The following is a 16,436-nucleotide window of genomic DNA, read 5'->3' on the forward strand; positions in this document are numbered from 1 at the left end:
AGAGGGAAGTATAATAAAATGAAAGAAAAACTAAAGACACTCCTTATAATCATACTTGTGTTAAATAGTATAGTGCTTATATATAAATTTTCTACCGCAAATAAAATCGAACAGAAAAACACAGAAAATCTTGCTATTACACAAGACTATACTTACACTCCCCTAGATATATTAGTACCAAACAAAGCTTATTTAAAGACTTCAGACAGCAAAATTTTTACAATTTATGATGTAACAAGTGAAAAATTTTTTGATACTGCAATGAATACTTTGTCTGAGATACTTTCTAAGAGTACTTTAAAAATTAATGAAGTAGATGAGGATAATAAAGAACTAAAATTTCCTGACATTGTGTTTTGCTATCCATATGAGATCAACTTGAACTTGCTTTTAAAGGCGTATGATATTGAAGAAGTTAATCCCAAAATAGACACAATAAAAAGTATTAGTAGTTTTGGCATATATTTATATGATGGCGAATATTCTCTACTTTTATCTAACAAAGATAAGGATTATTTAATTCAAGATGATGATTTTGATATGTCAAATATGATAGTGAGATTTAAGAAAGTTATAGATAAAAATAATTTAAATGAAGTAAATTTGACAAATTTGGATTTAAGTCAAATGAAAAAAAATTTATTGGTTCATGACGAAATAATGATGAAGATGCCTATAACTTATGTATCAAACGAAGTTGTTTTAATCAATATGGAAGAGAAAGATAAATTAGCTGAAAGATTTTTCGGAGTGGACAAATATTATATTAGACAAATAAAAGAAGACAATGGTTCGGTTATATACTTTTATAATTCAAATGTTTTAAAGATAAATCCAAATGGACTCGTGTCTTATTATAGCCCATTGAAAAATGATGAAAATGAAAGAAACTTGTTTTTAAGTTTGAACACAGCTGTGAATTTCATAACGAAAAATTCCCTCTTCCCATATGAATTTACACTAGACGAGATAATACCAATAGAAGCAGGCAAAAATAAAGGATATAAATTTATTTTAAGCTATAAGGACAATGGTATAAAAACATTTGTAAAGAACAAAGAAAGCTCTCATGATATCGTGATAGAAGTATTTAACAATGAAGTAAGGAATTTTAAACAAATATTTAAATTAAAGGAACAATTAAGCTATACCTCGTATGAAGATAATTCTTCAATGCTAAGTTACTCGGAAATCATTGATAAAAATTATGATTATTTAAAAGCACAATTTATAGAAAATAAGGAGATAAATGATAAAGACAAAATAACAAAACAAGAGGTAATAAGCGAAATAACAGATGCTTATCCAGCTTATTTTGATCCCAATTTGAAATTAAAAAATGAAAGGCTCATACCTGTCTGGGCAATAGAAGCATTTGGTAAAAATTACTTATTTAATGTATATAATGGTGTATTGATGTATGTCGATTAGGAGGGTTTTTTTTGGATTGGTCAAAAGCTAAGACAATTTTACTTATAGCACTTATTATCGTAAATTTGTTGATAGGAAGTATTTTTTTAATTGAAAGAATGGAAGCAAAGTCACATGAATTTGATGAAGCAGAAGTGATTAACAAATTAAATGAAAAGGGAATATTATTAGATGTTAAAATACCCACTGGAAATAATGAGTTAAATGGACTTGTAGTAGAATATGAAATATATGATGCTAATGATATAAATGAAAGATTCTTTGATGGAGAAGGTTCTATAAACTATATAAATGAGGATATATATGAAGTATCACATGAAAATGAAATAGTAACAGTGATAAACGGAAAACTTCTCATCTATGAAGTAGAAACTGAAACAGAAGAAAATTTAGATTATGAAATTATGGATTCACCAAATTCATCAGGGAGAGCAAATGAAATTGCTATGGAATTTATGAAGAACAGAGGATTTTCAACTGATGATATGAAACTCACTTTTTTAAGTCTAACAGCAGAAGAATGTTATCTGTCATATTCAAATATTTTTGATGAAAATTATCTAGAAACTTCTTTTACAACTGTTGAAACTAGAAATGGAAAAGTATTTAAGATGGAGAGAACATGGCTTGATGTAAATAAAATCGAAGATGTTGTATTAAAGACTATACCGGCAAAAAAAGCACTAATGGAACTTTTAATGAGAGAAGAAGTGTATGGTAAGACAATTACAGATATATCCATATGCTATTATTTTGATCCTGAGAAACAAGATTATTTTTCAAGATACAAAGAAATAGTTGAGGGTAGAACTATTCCAGCATGGAGAATTCAATTTAGCGATGGGTATAAGATAATACTTGACTTCGAATAGAATAACTAGGAGGATTAATATGTCATTTTCATTTTGCTCGCTTTCAAGTGGGAGTAGCGGTAACTGTCAATATATAGAAACTAAAAACGCTAAAATATTAGTAGATGCTGGATTTACTGGAAAAAGAGTAATAGAGCTTTTAAATAATATCGATGTGGATCCAAAAGAAATAGATGCAATACTTGTGACACATGAACATATAGATCATGCTAAAGGCGTGGGGATATTGTCGCGAAAATACAATATACCCATATATGCAAATGAAAAAACATGGATAGCGATGGAACCAATCATAAAGACAGTAAAATCAGAAAACATTAAAATAATTAATGCAAATAAAAACTTTGAGATTAAAGACATTCTCGTACATCCATTCAATGTGAGTCACGACGCCTTAGATCCATTAGGATATTTATTGTTTAATGAAATGAAAAAAATCACTATATTAACAGATACAGGATGCGTAAATGAGGGTATAAAATCAAAAATAAGAGGATCTCATTTATTTTTTATTGAGGCAAATCATGATGTAGAAATGCTAAGAAATGGTTCATATCCTATATATTTAAAGGAAAGGATATTAAGTCAAAAAGGCCATCTATCAAATGATGCTTGCCTCGAAATATTAAATGAAGTATTAGTTGGAGAAAACGAACGGGTACTATTAGCTCATTTAAGCAAAGAAAACAATCTTCCTCAATTAGCATATAAGATCATTCATGATGGGCTTAAAAGAAGTGGATATGATGTTGATAAGGAAGTAAATATCTATTTAACAAATAGGGACAATCACACTGAAATTTTTCACATTTAGGAGGAAAGCAAATGGACAATTATGGAAATTACTATCAAAAACCAAAAAAACCCAGTAAATTTTCATATTTTTTAGTTGCGATAATTGGCGCTATAATAGGTGGAATAATAACTGCATATGTTGCACCAACTTATCTGTATGGGAATATAATACCTTTACCTGAGATATATCAGTATAATTCTGAAGCGCCGATAATAAACACAATAGACATAAAACCAACAGATGAAATAAACACTGTTTCAGCTGTGGCAAAAAAAGGGATGAGCTCCGTTGTAGGTATTACTACAATTCAAGTACAACAGGAATTTATTTGGTCTAGAACAGTCGAAGGTGTTGGCTCAGGGGTAATAGTCGATAGCAATGGTTATATATTGACAAATTCTCACGTAATAGCAGATGGGAAAGCAAGAGAAATAAATGTGTTATTTGAAAATGGAGATTCAAAGGAAGCGGAAGTTATATGGTATGATCCTACTTTGGATTTAGCAATTATAAAAGTAAATGCAAGAAATCTAATAGCTGCTGAATTGGGAGATTCAGATAAGTTAGAAGTCGGAGAAATTGCAATAGCAATTGGTAATCCACTTGGGCTTGAATTTCAAAGAACTGTTACCGCAGGAGTGATAAGCGGACTTCATAGGTCTATCCAGGTTACTAGATACAATGTAATGGAAGATTTAATTCAAACTGATGCTTCTATAAATCCTGGAAACAGCGGAGGGCCACTGTTAAATGCTAAAGGGCAAGTAATCGGAATAAACACTGCTAAAATTCAAACAGGTGAAGGGTTAGGATTTTCTATCCCTATAAATACGGTCAAGCCTATTATAGAAAGTGTAATAAGAGATAAAAATATAGAGCCTGTTTCATTAGGAATTTCTGGTAGCGACATAGACCTATATGAAAGGCAAATGGGTGCAGAGATAAAAGCAGAAAAAGGAGTATTGGTTGTTGAAGTGATACCAGATTCACCAGCTGATAAAGCAGGTATAAAACCGATGGATGTCATAACTAAGCTTGGAGATAAAGAAATAAGCAGTTTATCTGCATTAAGAAAAGAACTCTATAACTATCAATCGGGGGATAAAGTAGAAATAGAAATCAACCGAAATGGTGAGATATTGAATTTAACAATAGAATTTGAGTAATGGGGGAAAATAATGAGAATTTTGTTAACAAATGACGACGGGATATTTGCAAAAGGCTTATACACCATGGCTAAAAAACTGTCAAAAGAGCATGAAATAATGATAGTAGCACCAGATGTTGAAAGAAGCGGACAAAGCCATACTATAACTTTTTTAGATTCTTTAATTATAAAAGAAGTAAAACTGGAAGATTTAGAGACTAAAGCATATAGCACATCGGGGACACCTGCAGATTGTGTTAGGATAGGAATGCAACTCTTTAAAAAAGAAAACATCGATTTAGTCATTTCTGGAATAAACATGGGCGCAAATACTGGCACAGATATATTGTATTCTGGTACAGTATCTGCTGCGATAGAAGCGAATTTATTTGGCATACCTAGTATAGCTGTATCAGCTGAGTGGACAGAAGGAAAAGTGAATTATGAAATAGCCGCAGAGTATGCTTTGAAACTTGTTGAGAAACTAAAACAATTTTCATTTGCACCTATGGTCTTAAATCTAAACACTCCATTCAAGCTCAAAGAAGATTTAGCTCAAATGAAAATATGTAAAATTGGTGGACCTATTTATGACTTTTATAGCACACATCACAATGGGAATGGAGAAATAATATATAAAGCAATTGGCAGAGATGATAGCGAAAAAGTAATGGGAACTGATAGATATTATCTTCATAATGGTTATCCAACTCTAACCCCATTAAAGTATGATTTTACAAATTTTGATGCAATCAAGCAATTGGAAGAATTGATTGTAAATTCAATCTAAAAATGAAATGAATATAAAAATGAAACTTGGGTATCAATTGATTAGAATAAACAAAGGAGTGATTGATACAATGGATAACATCGAAAGAAGAGAAGGCGCAATAACTTTTGGACAAAAACCAGTAACCCTTTTGGGCAAAGAGATAAAAGTAGGAGATAAAGCACCAGATTTCACTGTTTTAAAGGGAGATCTAACACCATATTCATTAAAAGATGCTGGAGATAAAGTAAAGATAATTTCAGTAGTACCTTCATTAGACACAGGAGTATGTGAATTGCAAACAATTAGGTTTAATGAGGAAGCTGCAAAACTAGATGATGTGATTGTGCTTACAATATCTGTGGATCTTCCATTTGCACAAAAGAGATTCTGTTCAGCTCATGATATAGATAAAGTTTTAACTTTATCAGACCACAAAGATTTAGATTTTGGTCTTAAGTACGGCTTTGTGATGGAAGAAAATAGACTTTTAGCTAGAGGAGTTATAGTATTAGATAAAGACAACACTGTAAAGTATGTTGAATATGTAAAAGAAGGGACAAATCACCCTGACTATGATAAACCAATAGAAGTAGCAAAAGAACTATTATAAGCCTTCCTTTTGGAAGGCTTTTTTTATAGGAGGAACAATGGAGATAAATATAATTGCAGTGGGTAAATTAAAAGAAAAGTACTTACAAGATGGCATAGATGAGTACATAAAAAGACTTTCAAAATTTGCTAAAGTAAATATAATAGAAATACAAGATGAAAAATTAAAAGAAAATATATCATTCAAAGAAATAGAGAAAATAAAGCAAATAGAAGGCAACAAGATACTTTCACATATTAAATCTAAAGATTATATAATTAGTTTAGCATTAAATGGAAAAACTTTAGATTCTGTTGAATTTTCAGAAACATTGTCTAAGATTATGATAGATGGATATTCTTCTATTACATTTATTATAGGTGCAAGTTTAGGACTATCCCAAGATGTTCTAGACAAAAGCGATTTGAAATTATCTTTTTCAAAATTTACATTTCCTCATCAGCTAATGAGATTAATTTTGATTGAACAAATCTATAGAGCTTTTAAGATAATAAACAATGAAACTTATCACAAATAATAAATTAAAAAAAACCATTTAGAAGGTATTAAATATGAATAACATTAAGGAATTGAGGATTAAAAAAGTGAAGATTTTTTTATTATTAGTAATAATAGGAATATATTTATTTTCGCAGAATAATTGGTTAGATAAAGAAGAAATCATAATAGAAATGAATAATTTACCAATCGAATTGGATGGATTTAAAATTGTCCAAATATCTGATTTACATATACCACAAAATGAAATAGAAATAGGTAAATTGACTGATTTAGTGAAGAAAGAAAATCCGGATGTAATAGTTTTGACTGGAGATACTATAAGCAGAGGAACAAATTTAGACTATAGTCAATTAGAATTACTGCTTGATGATTTGTCAGAAATAACAAAAGTTTATGCTGTATTAGGTAATCATGAAACTGGGAATAAATATATTGAGAAATATAAAGAGCTGCTAAAAACACACAACATAAATCTACTCGAGAATGAATTTGATATATATGCTAAAGGTGGAAAAGAAATTGCTTTTATAGGATTGAAAGATAATGTAAAATTCAGTCAAGAAAAGATAAAAAACATAGAAAAAATCAAAGGCAAACCAATAGTGATGTTAGCACATAGACCTGAATTATTTGATGAGTACTTCCGAGAAACAAATATTATTATACCATCACTCGTACTGACAGGGCATGCACATGGAGGTCAATTTAGATTACCATTTACTAAAAGAGGATTTATTGCACCTAATCAAGGGTTTTTTCCTAAATATACTTCAGGAACATACAAATCAAACAATGGTGGAGTAATGATAGTAAGCAGAGGATTGGGGCGAAGTGTGATACCTTTTAGGATAAACAACAGAATTCATTTGCCTGTTATAGAATTAAAGGCAAAATAATAAGCAATAAAAGATAATTAAATTTAAAGAAACATAAATTTTTTACAGATTTATTTTTTAGTCATAATTTAGCAACAATTTAAACACATAATAGTACTAAAAGGAGGGAGTATTAGTGATATTATTAATTGTGATTTTAATACTATTTGTATTGTATAAAAACGGTCAACTTGATTTTAAACACCAAGAAGATGAGAGTTTAAGAAAATTGAAAGAAAAATATGTAAACGGAGAGATTGATGAAGAAACATATTTGAGAATGAAGAAAAACATTGAAAGCTAGGAGGTGTAAAAAATGATGCACTTAAGGGGATATAACGGATTTGATAGATTTTTTGGAGAAAATGGATATAGATACTTTGAAGATGGTGTAAATAGAGGTTTTGATTTTTTCCATCCTGCTATGATATTCATGGCATTTATGGCATTTGTAGTATTTGTTGCAGTTGTTGTATTGGTAGTGTTGTTCGTCAAAAAGAGTAACAATAGAAAGTTTGAATCCAATGAATTCGTTCAAATTTTAAATCAAAAATACATCAATGGTGAGATATCAGATGAAGAATATTTAGCTAAGAAAAAAGCACTAAGAGGGAAATAACACAGAGTATCTTGGGAGAAAACAAATGATAAGATGAAGGTGAAAATATGAAAATATTAGTTGTTGAAGATCAAAAAGACATAAGTGATATTGTCGCTAAATATCTTGAAAAAGAAGGCTATGAAGTAGAATGCGTCTATGATGGACTAAGTGCATTAGATTATATAGCCAGTGACACCTTTCATCTTATCATTTTAGATATAATGCTTCCTTTTATTGATGGATTTCAGATATTAGAAGAAATAAGAAAATTTTCAAATACACCTGTAATTATGCTTACAGCAAGGGAATTAGAAGTTGATAGGCTAAAAGGATTTGATCTAGGTGCGGATGATTATGTGGTCAAACCCTTTAGCCCTAGAGAATTAGTTAAAAGAGTAAAAGTTATATTCAGAAGACTTTACAACGAAAGCAATGAAAGTATAATAGAATATAAAGAATTAAAACTTTACTTAAAAAGCATGAAATTGGTAAAAAATGATGAAGAAGTAGATCTTACTACTACTGAGTTTAACTTATTGAAAGTTTTTATGGAAAATAGAGGTATAATATTAAATAGAGATCAAATCATAGCTTTGAGTTTTGGAAACGATTATGAAGGATTTGACAGAAACATTGATAGCTACATAAGAAGAATAAGGAAAAAAATAGAAGATGATCCAGCAAATCCTAAATATTTAGTAACTAAATACGGAGCAGGTTATATGTTTGGAGGAGAAAATGATGAGCATTAGAAAACTACTATTAATACTACTCTTGGGAGTATGTTTAATAACTGTCATCATCAACTCCTCTATATTTGCGTCTTTAACTGATAGGTATTTTTTAGATTATTTAGATAAAGCCTATGAGAAACATTTAGAGCAGATATCTACTTATCTTTCTTCTGCTTTGACCTCAAAAGATTTGAATTACGATAAGCTCGAAGCAGAACTTGAAACACATCTATTGGATCCTATAGTAAGAATTAGGGTTTTTAAGGACGATACCCTATTAGCTGATGTTGAAACTATAGCTAATATTCCTAGTGGAAACATGAATGGCAGGATGAATATGCGAATGCCTTTTAGAAGAGTCTCTACAGAAACAACAACTGATGTGTTTGAAATAAAAAATGACAATGAAATAATTGGTACTGTTTATATAACAAGATTTGAGGACTATGATAGTTCAATAATTGCCAATATGTTTAGAAGTACACTTTTTATAAATAGTTTAATATCAATTGGAATAGCAATGCTCATTTCAGTGTTTATTGCATTGATAACAAGCCGAAAAATAAGCACTGATTTACGATACACATCAAATCTAGCGACAGAGATCCAACAAGGAAAAGTTGTAAAAGCAAAGAACACAAAGATAAAAGAGATAAATAATTTAAGAAACAGTCTTGAAGATCTATCCGTTAAGCTAAAATTGAAACAAAAGGCAAAAAAAGAATTATTAGATCAATTAATTCACGAAACAAGAACCCCTTTAACAGTTTTAAATTCTCATTTTGAGGCTATTGAAGATGGAATTGTTGAATCAAATCATGAAGAAATAGAGGTATTAAAAAGCCAAGTAGAAAATTTAACTTTTCTAATAAGCAATTTAAATAGAATAATTGAAGACGATGATAGCGCAGCTGATCTAAAAATAGAAGAAGTTGAGATAAATAAATTAATCAAGCAAATAGTCAATGGATTAAAAAATCAATTTGAAAATAAAAAAATACTTCTTACCATAGACAATGATGATGACATAACAATCCTTACTGATAAGTATAAATTCACACAGATATTATTTAATCTCTTGACAAATGCCTATAAATACACTGAGCCTGATAAAAAAGTGAATATCTCATATAGGATAGAAAATGATAAATTTGTATTAGAAGTTAAGGACCAAGGAAAAGGAATAAGAGAAGGTGAATTAAATAAGATATTTAACGCCTATTATAGAGGTTTAAATGAAACTGAACAAGGAGAGGGAATAGGGCTATATATAGTTAAAGAAAATGTAGAAATCTTAGGTGGAGAAGTAAAAGTTAGATCAAAAGTAGGAGAAGGAAGTGTATTTACTGTATTTTTACCAATTAAACCTTAATAAGATGCATAAAAATTGATTTTTTCACATTGCTATTCATGTAGACATATTGTGATATAATATGATTAAAACTACATGTAAAGGTGGAAATTATGTATTCTTATGAAGACAAAAAAGGTATTATAAAGATAATTGATTCACTTTTAAATGATCTTCAAGAGGCTATCTGCATAACAGATAAAGACTGTATCGTGATGTATTGGAATAAATACGCAGAAGAACTCTACAATATCGATAGAACTGAAATCGTAGGTGAAAGAATAGATAGTTATTTCTCGAATGCAATAGCTATAAAAGTTGCTAAGGACAAGAGGATATACCGAGATGTCTATCACTCACCTCGAGAAGGAAGCCATATAATCATAAATGCAGCACCAATAATCGTTGACGGTGAGTTTAAAGGAGTTATAAGCACAGAAAAAGACATATCTGCCATAAAAAGCATAAATCATGAACTTGAGAAGATAAGAGAGAGGGCAGAATTTTTAGAAGAAGAGATAATGAGGTTAACGGGTTCTTGGAACTCAATTCAAAGTAAAAACAAAAAAATGCAAACCATGATAGAGATAGCTAAAAGAGCAGCACCAACCACTGCAAGCATTCTAATAACTGGTGAAAGTGGCACAGGGAAAGAAGTATTCGCAAGGGCTATCCACGAACAAAGCAAAGTAAAGGGAAGCTTTATTCCAGTCAATTGCAGTGCCATACCAAATGATTTATTTGAGAGTGAATTCTTCGGCTATGATAAAGGAGCTTTTACAGGAGCTAATACCTCAGGGAAAAAAGGATTTTTCGAAATGGCAAAAGATGGCACTTTATTTCTTGATGAAATAGCGGATTTACCTCTATTTATGCAATCTAAGCTGTTAAGGGCGTTAGAGGATAAGCAGATAAAAAGGGTAGGTGCAGAGAAATACATAGAGATAAACACGAGGATAATAGCTGCCACAAATAAATGTTTAGAAAAGCAAGTAGAGGAAGGTAAATTTAGAGAAGACTTATATTATAGGTTAAATGTCATAAGGATAAACTTACCACCTTTAAGAGAGAGAAAAGAAGACATAATCCCATTATTAGAACATTTTTTAAAAGAAGTAAACAAGGACAAAAAAGATAAAAAAGGTGTGAAATTTAGATTAGATAAAGACTCTGTCAAAATCTTGACAAAATATAGTTGGAAAGGCAATATAAGAGAATTAAAAAATGCAGCCGAACAGATTGCGATACTTTCATCGTCAGATTTGATAAAAAAAGATGATTTACCTGAATACATACTTAAGAGCACTAAAATAGAATATGATAATGACAAAAAGACTTTAAGGGAAGCGATATCAGAATATGAAAAGATGATGATTTTAAACACTTTAAAGTCTACAGACGGAAATGTAGCTAAAGCTTCAAAAATACTAGGGATACCTCGATCAACGCTTCACTATAAAATCAATACATACAGCATAGATGTGTCTAATATTTGACGATATCGTCAAATATTAGACATTTTTTATTGGCTTTAATCTTAAAAAGCTGTATTTAGGTGCATGGCATGAAAATTGCAATAATAAATGATATATAATTAACAAGGATTGGAGGTGTGAAATGATACTAAACATTCTGTTGAGGCAAGGAGCTGGAGCGATAGCAAAGCCCATTGTATCCAAAGGTGAATTTGTAAAAAGAGGTCAGCTCATTGCAATCCCAAATGGATTGGGTGCAAATATTCATTCAAGTGCAAATGGATTTGTCAAAGAATTAAATGAAGATTCTATTATCATCGAGGCTAGTTCTTTTGATAAAGATGATTATATCAGATTAGAAAAGAAAGATTCATTAATTGAAATGATTGAAGATGCAGGGATTGTAGGGGATGGAGGTGCTGGTTTTCCAACTCACATTAAGCTTAAATCTAATCTAGTGGATGGAATATTGATCGCAAATGCTAGCGAGTGTGAGCCAAATTTACATCATAACATAGAGTTAGCTACGAACAATTCAGACCTGATAATTCGAGGTATAGAATTAGCCATGCAAGCTCTAAATGTCAATGAAGCTATAATTGCGATTAAAGAAAAGCATGAAGATGCTATTAAAGCATTAAACAAGGCAATTTATTCTAAAAACATTTCTATAAAATACGTAAAAGACCTCTACCCATCAGGGGATGAGAGAGTTCTAGTAAGGGAGCTTTTAGGCGTTGAATTAAAGCCTGGAGAACTTCCCATAAAAGCAGGAGCTGTAGTTTTAAATGTCGAAACTCTAAAAAACATAGCACTTTGTGTAGACGAGAGAAAACCAGTCATAGATAAGGATTTGACAGTTGGGGGAAGGGTAATTGACACGCCAAGTGGTAAAGTCTATTTAGATGTTCCAATAGGAATGAGTTTTCAAGCTATGATTGATAAGTCTAAAGGAGTAGTAGAACCTTTTGGAGAAATAGTTGCAGGAGGTGCTTTTACTGGAAAGAAAGTAGATTTTTCTTATCCAGTGACAAAAGTTATAGGTGGGATATCTGTGAGCATGCCATTTCCAACTGAAAAGAGAAAACTTGGGTTACTCGGATGCGAATGTGGAGCGAGTATTGAAAGGCTGAAGGAAATTGCAGAAGGAATGAATGCAGAAGTTGTAGCGAGTCTAAATTGCAAGAGAATGGAAGATATAGGCAACAACAGATTAAGATGTAATCTTCCTGGAGTATGTCCTGGACAAGCAGAATCAGTATTGAATTTAAAAAGACAAGGTGCTCAGGCACTCTTAATTGGTAGCTGTCAACACTGAACGAATACCATAATGGAAGTGGCTCCTAGGTTAGGAGTTGGAGTTTATCACAGCACAGATCACATATTAAGAGCATATGGGCATAGACTGATCAGAAGAATAAAATTATAGGAGTGATATAGATGTCAATCGATTTAGAAAAAGCACTTCTACACAAGGATGATTATGCTGTTACTTGTTGTAGATTTGAAGAAGGAAGGACCATTGAACCTTCAATGCTTGAAGACCCAGAGATAATACCTGATTTAATCGATTCAAATTTACTTACTATTCCCGAAAATGCACTTAAAATTGGCGAAGTGCTTGGTTTAAAATTAAAAAAGACTGCGGATGCACTCACAGCTTTGACGGAAACGTATGTTGAGGGAGTAAATAGGGAAAACAATTTAAACAGGGAAGAGCATAAAGAGGAAGAAAAAGAAGTTCCTATTGATAATAATTTAGGCAATATTTTAACAAATATTCCTAGTGTTAAGATAAAAATCGGAGAAGGAAAAGACATTGAACTTGAATTTCCTTTATTTATGATGAATCAAAATGTCCAGAAATTGCCATCAAATATTCAAAACGAAGAGAAAATTCAAGATGAAAATTATGTTGAAGAAGAAAAACTACTATCTAGGTTAACTCGAAAACATATAAAAATAGAAGAAGTAGTCCTAGGTGAAGAAACTAAGATCGAAGGCAATAGATTAACTTTGAGAAAAGGATTGATAGAGGAAGCAAAATCAATAGATCCACTTATTAGAGATGTCACTTTAGATATAGTGACTAGCTCGGATTACTCAAAGTACAGCGATACAATAATGGATGTTCAACCTATTGCTGTTAAAGAATCAGGGGAAATTGGTGATGGCATAACAAGGGTAATAGATGGAGTGTGTATGGTAGTAACTGGAATTGATGAGAGAGGCTATCAAATATCTGAATTCGGCTCATCTGAAGGCGAAATGGACAGAAACATAATGTTTAACAGGGCGGGGTCGCCTGATTTTGGAGATATACTCATAAAGACCCGAGTGGTTATAGAGAGAGAAAAGAATATGGAAAGACCAGGACCATTGGCAGCACATAAAGCTACAGAGGTCATAACTAAAGAGATAAGAGATGCATTAAAGAAAGCTAGCGAGGATTTAATATATAAAGAAGAGACATTTGAACATAAGAAGAGCAGTGGAAGAAAGAAAGTTGTCATTGTTAAAGAAATAATGGGTCAAGGTGCTATGCATGACAACTTGATTATGCCATATGAACCTGTAGGCATAGATGGTGCTAAGGCTAATGTTGATTTAGGAAATGTCCCAGTGGTAGTTACACCGCTGCAAATCTTAGATGGATGTATCCATGCATTAACTTGCATTGGACCGGCATCAAAAGAGACTTCAAGACACTACTTTAGGGAACCACTCGTATTGGAGATGCTAAACGATGAAGAATTAGATTTAACAGCCGTAATATTAGTGGGCTCACCTCAGATAAACAGTGAAAAATTTTATGTGTCAAAACTTTTAGGAAACACTGTTGAAGCTATGAATGTAGATGGTGCTATTGTGACTACTGAAGGTTTTGGAAATAATCATATCGATTTTGCAAGCCATATAGAGCAAATCGGGAAACGAGGTATCGAGGTAGTGGGGATGACTTTTGCAGGAGTACAAGGGCAACTTGTAGTTGGAAATAAGTATATGGATGCATTAGTAGATTTGAATAAATCGAGTCAGGGGATCGAAAACGAGATATTAGAAAACAACTGCTTAACTAAAGAAGATGCAATTAGAGCAATATATATGTTAAAAGCAAAGATTGCAGGGGAGAAGATAAAACAGGCAGAAAGAAAGTACAACTCAGATGTAAAACTCTCAAATATAAGTTTAATAGAAGAAGCTACAGGCAAAAAAATAGAATTATCCCCTAATGAGACAATTTTAGAGAAAAGCAAAAAGAGATTAGAAATTTATGAGAGGGAAGACGACCATGAAAGAAATTAAAACCAATTTAGAGCCTAGATTATTCACAGGAGTTGTTACAGAGATTTCTGATATGGCTGTCGTTATTGAAATAAATGGAAGATTAGGCAGATTAAGTCTTTCGAGAAGAATGATAATATCTGATGAAGAGATAAAACTAGGAGATGAAGTTTCTTTTATGTTGAGTTACCCAGAAGTTATATCAGAGAAAAATGGGGGGATTATGATATGAAACTAACAGTAGTAAAGAACTTAAAATCAGAAATATACGTTCCCTTAATGCCGGAAATAGTTTGGGCACCTGTAAAAAAACCACTAGACGAGATGAAAATAGCTTTAGTGACTGGTGCTGGTGTACATTTAAAAACAGATAAAAGATTCAATTTAGCAGGAGATCCGAGTTACAGGGTAATACCAAGAGAAGCTAGTGGAAAAGATTTAATGGTAAGCCATGGAGGATACGACAATGCAGATGTAAATAAAGACATTAATTCTATGTTTCCAATAGATAGACTTAAAGAATTAGTTCAAGAAGGGTTTATAAAAGAAGTTGCTGAATTAAATTTTGGAACTATGGGCGGTGGAGGAGATATAGAAACTTTTACAAATGTTACAGGACCTGAAATCGCTGAAAAGTTAAAGGAGATAAAAGTAGATGCAGTTGTGCTAACTGCAGGGTGAGGTACTTGTCATCGCTCTGCCGTGATTTTGCAGAGAGCAATTGAGAAAATAGGTATACCAACAGTTTTGATAGCAGCTTTACCTCCAGTAGCCAAACAAAATGGAGCACCAAGAGTAGTTGCACCTAGAGTTCCGATGGGCGCAAATGTTGGTGAACCAAACAATGTTAAAATGCAAATGGGAATTTTAAGAGACACATTAAAAGCTCTAGTAGAGATAACCACACCAGCGACTATAGTGCCATTGGATTACGAATACATTGCGAAAGTTTAAGAAAGGACGATAAAATGGAGCTAAAAAGGAATATACTCACAGTTGACTCTCACACAGCAGGGGAACCTACTAGAGTCGTAGTCGGAGGATTTCCTCCTGTATTAGGTGAAGATATGGCACAAAAGAGAAAGTATTTAAGCGATAACCTAGATGATTTGAGAAAATTTTTAATGAGAGAGCCGAGAGGACATGACAATATGTTTGGCTCGATAATCACAGAACCTACTCATAAAGAAGCCTCAATAGGTGTCATATTTATGGACAATGGAGGATACTTAAATATGTGCGGTCATGGTACTATTGGAACATCTAAAGTTGCTTTGGAAATGGGGCTTATTAAAAAACAATCTCCGATCACAAGTTTTAAAATAGATACTCCAGCAGGACTAGTAGACGTAAATGCAAAAGTAAATGGCGAAAAAGTTGAAGAAATAAGTTTTTTAAATGTAGCATCATTTGTATATGCCACTGATATAGAAGTAGATTTAGATGAATTTTTAAGTTTTAATGTAGATATATGCTTTGGGGGAAATTTCTTTGCAATGGTACCTGCAAAAGTCTTTGGGCTTGAAATAAACAAAGAAAATATATATAAATTCAGAGACTTAGGAATAAAGATAAGGGATTACATCAATAAACACTTTGAAGTAGTTCATCCTCTTCTGCCTAGTATCAATACGGTAGATTTAGTTGAGTTTTACGAACCATTAAAAGACATTGAGAAGGGGTATAGAAACATAGTAGTATTTGGAGAAGATCAATTTGACAGATCTCCCTGTGGAACGGGAACATCTGCAAAACTTGCTTTGATGTATCATAAAAATGAAATAGGGATTGATGAGAGTATTTCATCTATGAGTGTTTTAGGAAGTTTGCTAAGAGGAAAAGTTAGAAGAGAAGTTGAGGTAGGAGGTTTTAAAGGCATAATTCCTGAAATCACTGGAAGAGCATTCATAACTGCATACAATAATCTAGTTTTAGAAGACGAAGATATATTTGAACATGGAATTGAATTTTAAAAGGCTAGGATTT

Annotated in this window: 19 protein-coding genes; all 19 read left to right on the top strand. The window is 31.8% G+C overall.

Going from position 1 to position 16,436, the window contains the following annotated elements:
* Positions 1-18: 18 nt before the first annotated feature.
* A complete protein-coding gene (locus E4100_RS01725) occupies positions 19-1,431 on the top strand; it encodes a hypothetical protein (RefSeq protein ID WP_135270240.1) in 1,413 nt (470 codons plus the stop codon).
* An 11-nt stretch (positions 1,432-1,442) separates the two neighbouring features.
* Positions 1,443-2,303, top strand: a complete 861-nt coding sequence (locus tag E4100_RS01730) for a two-component system regulatory protein YycI (protein ID WP_135270242.1) — start codon at positions 1,443-1,445, stop codon at positions 2,301-2,303.
* A 19-nt stretch (positions 2,304-2,322) separates the two neighbouring features.
* Positions 2,323-3,117, top strand: a complete 795-nt coding sequence (locus tag E4100_RS01735) for an MBL fold metallo-hydrolase (protein ID WP_135270244.1) — start codon at positions 2,323-2,325, stop codon at positions 3,115-3,117.
* Between the two features lie 11 nt (positions 3,118-3,128).
* On the top strand, positions 3,129-4,265 hold the full coding sequence (gene htrA, locus E4100_RS01740) for a serine protease HtrA (protein WP_135270246.1): 1,137 nt from the start codon (positions 3,129-3,131) through the stop codon (positions 4,263-4,265).
* A 12-nt stretch (positions 4,266-4,277) separates the two neighbouring features.
* The gene (surE, locus tag E4100_RS01745) at positions 4,278-5,036 is read left to right on the top strand and encodes a 5'/3'-nucleotidase SurE (RefSeq protein WP_135270248.1); all 759 of its coding nucleotides are present in this window, start codon (positions 4,278-4,280) and stop codon (positions 5,034-5,036) included.
* A gap of 79 nt (positions 5,037-5,115) precedes the next feature.
* On the top strand, positions 5,116-5,628 hold the full coding sequence (gene tpx, locus E4100_RS01750; protein ID WP_209315232.1) for a thiol peroxidase: 513 nt from the start codon (positions 5,116-5,118) through the stop codon (positions 5,626-5,628).
* 37 nt (positions 5,629-5,665) lie between these two features.
* Positions 5,666-6,145 (top strand): 23S rRNA (pseudouridine(1915)-N(3))-methyltransferase RlmH, encoded by a 480-nt coding sequence (gene rlmH / locus E4100_RS01755; RefSeq protein ID WP_135270252.1) that lies wholly within the window; start codon positions 5,666-5,668, stop codon positions 6,143-6,145.
* Between the two features lie 34 nt (positions 6,146-6,179).
* A complete protein-coding gene (locus E4100_RS01760) occupies positions 6,180-7,025 on the top strand; it encodes a metallophosphoesterase (protein ID WP_135270254.1) in 846 nt (281 codons plus the stop codon).
* Positions 7,026-7,140: 115 nt separating this feature from the next.
* Positions 7,141-7,308, top strand: coding sequence for an SHOCT domain-containing protein (locus tag E4100_RS01765; protein ID WP_135270256.1), 168 nt, complete (start codon positions 7,141-7,143; stop codon positions 7,306-7,308).
* A 12-nt stretch (positions 7,309-7,320) separates the two neighbouring features.
* Complete coding sequence (locus tag E4100_RS01770) at positions 7,321-7,623, top strand: SHOCT domain-containing protein (RefSeq protein WP_135270258.1); 303 nt, start codon at positions 7,321-7,323, stop codon at positions 7,621-7,623.
* Between the two features lie 47 nt (positions 7,624-7,670).
* Positions 7,671-8,357, top strand: coding sequence for a response regulator transcription factor (locus E4100_RS01775; RefSeq protein ID WP_135270259.1), 687 nt, complete (start codon positions 7,671-7,673; stop codon positions 8,355-8,357).
* A complete protein-coding gene (locus E4100_RS01780; protein WP_167792044.1) occupies positions 8,347-9,711 on the top strand; it encodes a HAMP domain-containing sensor histidine kinase in 1,365 nt (454 codons plus the stop codon). The genes E4100_RS01775 and E4100_RS01780 overlap by 11 nt, the downstream gene beginning before the upstream one ends.
* A gap of 92 nt (positions 9,712-9,803) precedes the next feature.
* Positions 9,804-11,186: a sigma 54-interacting transcriptional regulator gene (locus E4100_RS01785; protein WP_135270263.1), complete on the top strand. Its 1,383-nt coding sequence runs from the start codon at positions 9,804-9,806 to the stop codon at positions 11,184-11,186.
* Positions 11,187-11,307: 121 nt separating this feature from the next.
* Positions 11,308-12,594: a proline reductase-associated electron transfer protein PrdC gene (prdC, locus tag E4100_RS01790; protein ID WP_282097101.1), complete on the top strand. Its 1,287-nt coding sequence runs from the start codon at positions 11,308-11,310 to the stop codon at positions 12,592-12,594.
* Positions 12,595-12,605: 11 nt separating this feature from the next.
* On the top strand, positions 12,606-14,471 hold the full coding sequence (gene prdA, locus E4100_RS01795; RefSeq protein ID WP_135270267.1) for a D-proline reductase (dithiol) proprotein PrdA: 1,866 nt from the start codon (positions 12,606-12,608) through the stop codon (positions 14,469-14,471).
* On the top strand, positions 14,458-14,682 hold the full coding sequence (locus E4100_RS01800) for a CBO2463/CBO2479 domain-containing protein (protein ID WP_135270268.1): 225 nt from the start codon (positions 14,458-14,460) through the stop codon (positions 14,680-14,682). Before prdA ends, E4100_RS01800 begins: the two co-directional genes overlap by 14 nt.
* Complete coding sequence (locus E4100_RS09630; RefSeq protein ID WP_209315220.1) at positions 14,679-15,131, top strand: glycine/sarcosine/betaine reductase selenoprotein B family protein; 453 nt, start codon at positions 14,679-14,681, stop codon at positions 15,129-15,131. The genes E4100_RS01800 and E4100_RS09630 overlap by 4 nt, the downstream gene beginning before the upstream one ends.
* Positions 15,132-15,158: 27 nt before the next feature.
* Entirely contained in the window at positions 15,159-15,404 is a 246-nt protein-coding gene (locus E4100_RS09635) for a hypothetical protein (RefSeq protein WP_209315221.1), read from the top strand.
* 14 nt (positions 15,405-15,418) lie between these two features.
* Positions 15,419-16,423 carry a proline racemase family protein gene (locus E4100_RS01810; RefSeq protein WP_135270272.1) on the top strand — a complete coding sequence of 335 codons (1,005 nt, stop codon included), beginning with the start codon at positions 15,419-15,421 and terminating at the stop codon, positions 16,421-16,423.
* The last annotated feature ends 13 nt before the right edge of the window (positions 16,424-16,436 follow it).

Origin of the sequence: Soehngenia longivitae (genome assembly GCF_004684055.1) — a bacterium.
GTDB classification, from domain to species: Bacteria; Bacillota; Clostridia; order Tissierellales; family Tissierellaceae; genus Soehngenia; species Soehngenia longivitae.

Excerpts from the sequence above, each read along its gene's own strand:
- E4100_RS01725 (WP_135270240.1), top strand. The coding sequence starts at position 19 with ATGAAAGAAAAACTAAAGACACTCCTTATAATCATACTTGTGTTAAAT.
- E4100_RS01735 (WP_135270244.1), top strand. The coding sequence starts at position 2,323 with ATGTCATTTTCATTTTGCTCGCTTTCAAGTGGGAGTAGCGGTAACTGT.
- htrA (WP_135270246.1), top strand. The coding sequence starts at position 3,129 with ATGGACAATTATGGAAATTACTATCAAAAACCAAAAAAACCCAGTAAA.
- surE (WP_135270248.1), top strand. The coding sequence starts at position 4,278 with ATGAGAATTTTGTTAACAAATGACGACGGGATATTTGCAAAAGGCTTA.
- rlmH (WP_135270252.1), top strand. The coding sequence starts at position 5,666 with ATGGAGATAAATATAATTGCAGTGGGTAAATTAAAAGAAAAGTACTTA.
- E4100_RS01760 (WP_135270254.1), top strand. The coding sequence starts at position 6,180 with ATGAATAACATTAAGGAATTGAGGATTAAAAAAGTGAAGATTTTTTTA.
- E4100_RS01770 (WP_135270258.1), top strand. The coding sequence starts at position 7,321 with ATGATGCACTTAAGGGGATATAACGGATTTGATAGATTTTTTGGAGAA.
- E4100_RS01775 (WP_135270259.1), top strand. The coding sequence starts at position 7,671 with ATGAAAATATTAGTTGTTGAAGATCAAAAAGACATAAGTGATATTGTC.
- E4100_RS01780 (WP_167792044.1), top strand. The coding sequence starts at position 8,347 with ATGAGCATTAGAAAACTACTATTAATACTACTCTTGGGAGTATGTTTA.
- E4100_RS01785 (WP_135270263.1), top strand. The coding sequence starts at position 9,804 with ATGTATTCTTATGAAGACAAAAAAGGTATTATAAAGATAATTGATTCA.
- prdA (WP_135270267.1), top strand. The coding sequence starts at position 12,606 with ATGTCAATCGATTTAGAAAAAGCACTTCTACACAAGGATGATTATGCT.
- E4100_RS01800 (WP_135270268.1), top strand. The coding sequence starts at position 14,458 with ATGAAAGAAATTAAAACCAATTTAGAGCCTAGATTATTCACAGGAGTT.
- E4100_RS09630 (WP_209315220.1), top strand. The coding sequence starts at position 14,679 with ATGAAACTAACAGTAGTAAAGAACTTAAAATCAGAAATATACGTTCCC.
- E4100_RS01810 (WP_135270272.1), top strand. The coding sequence starts at position 15,419 with ATGGAGCTAAAAAGGAATATACTCACAGTTGACTCTCACACAGCAGGG.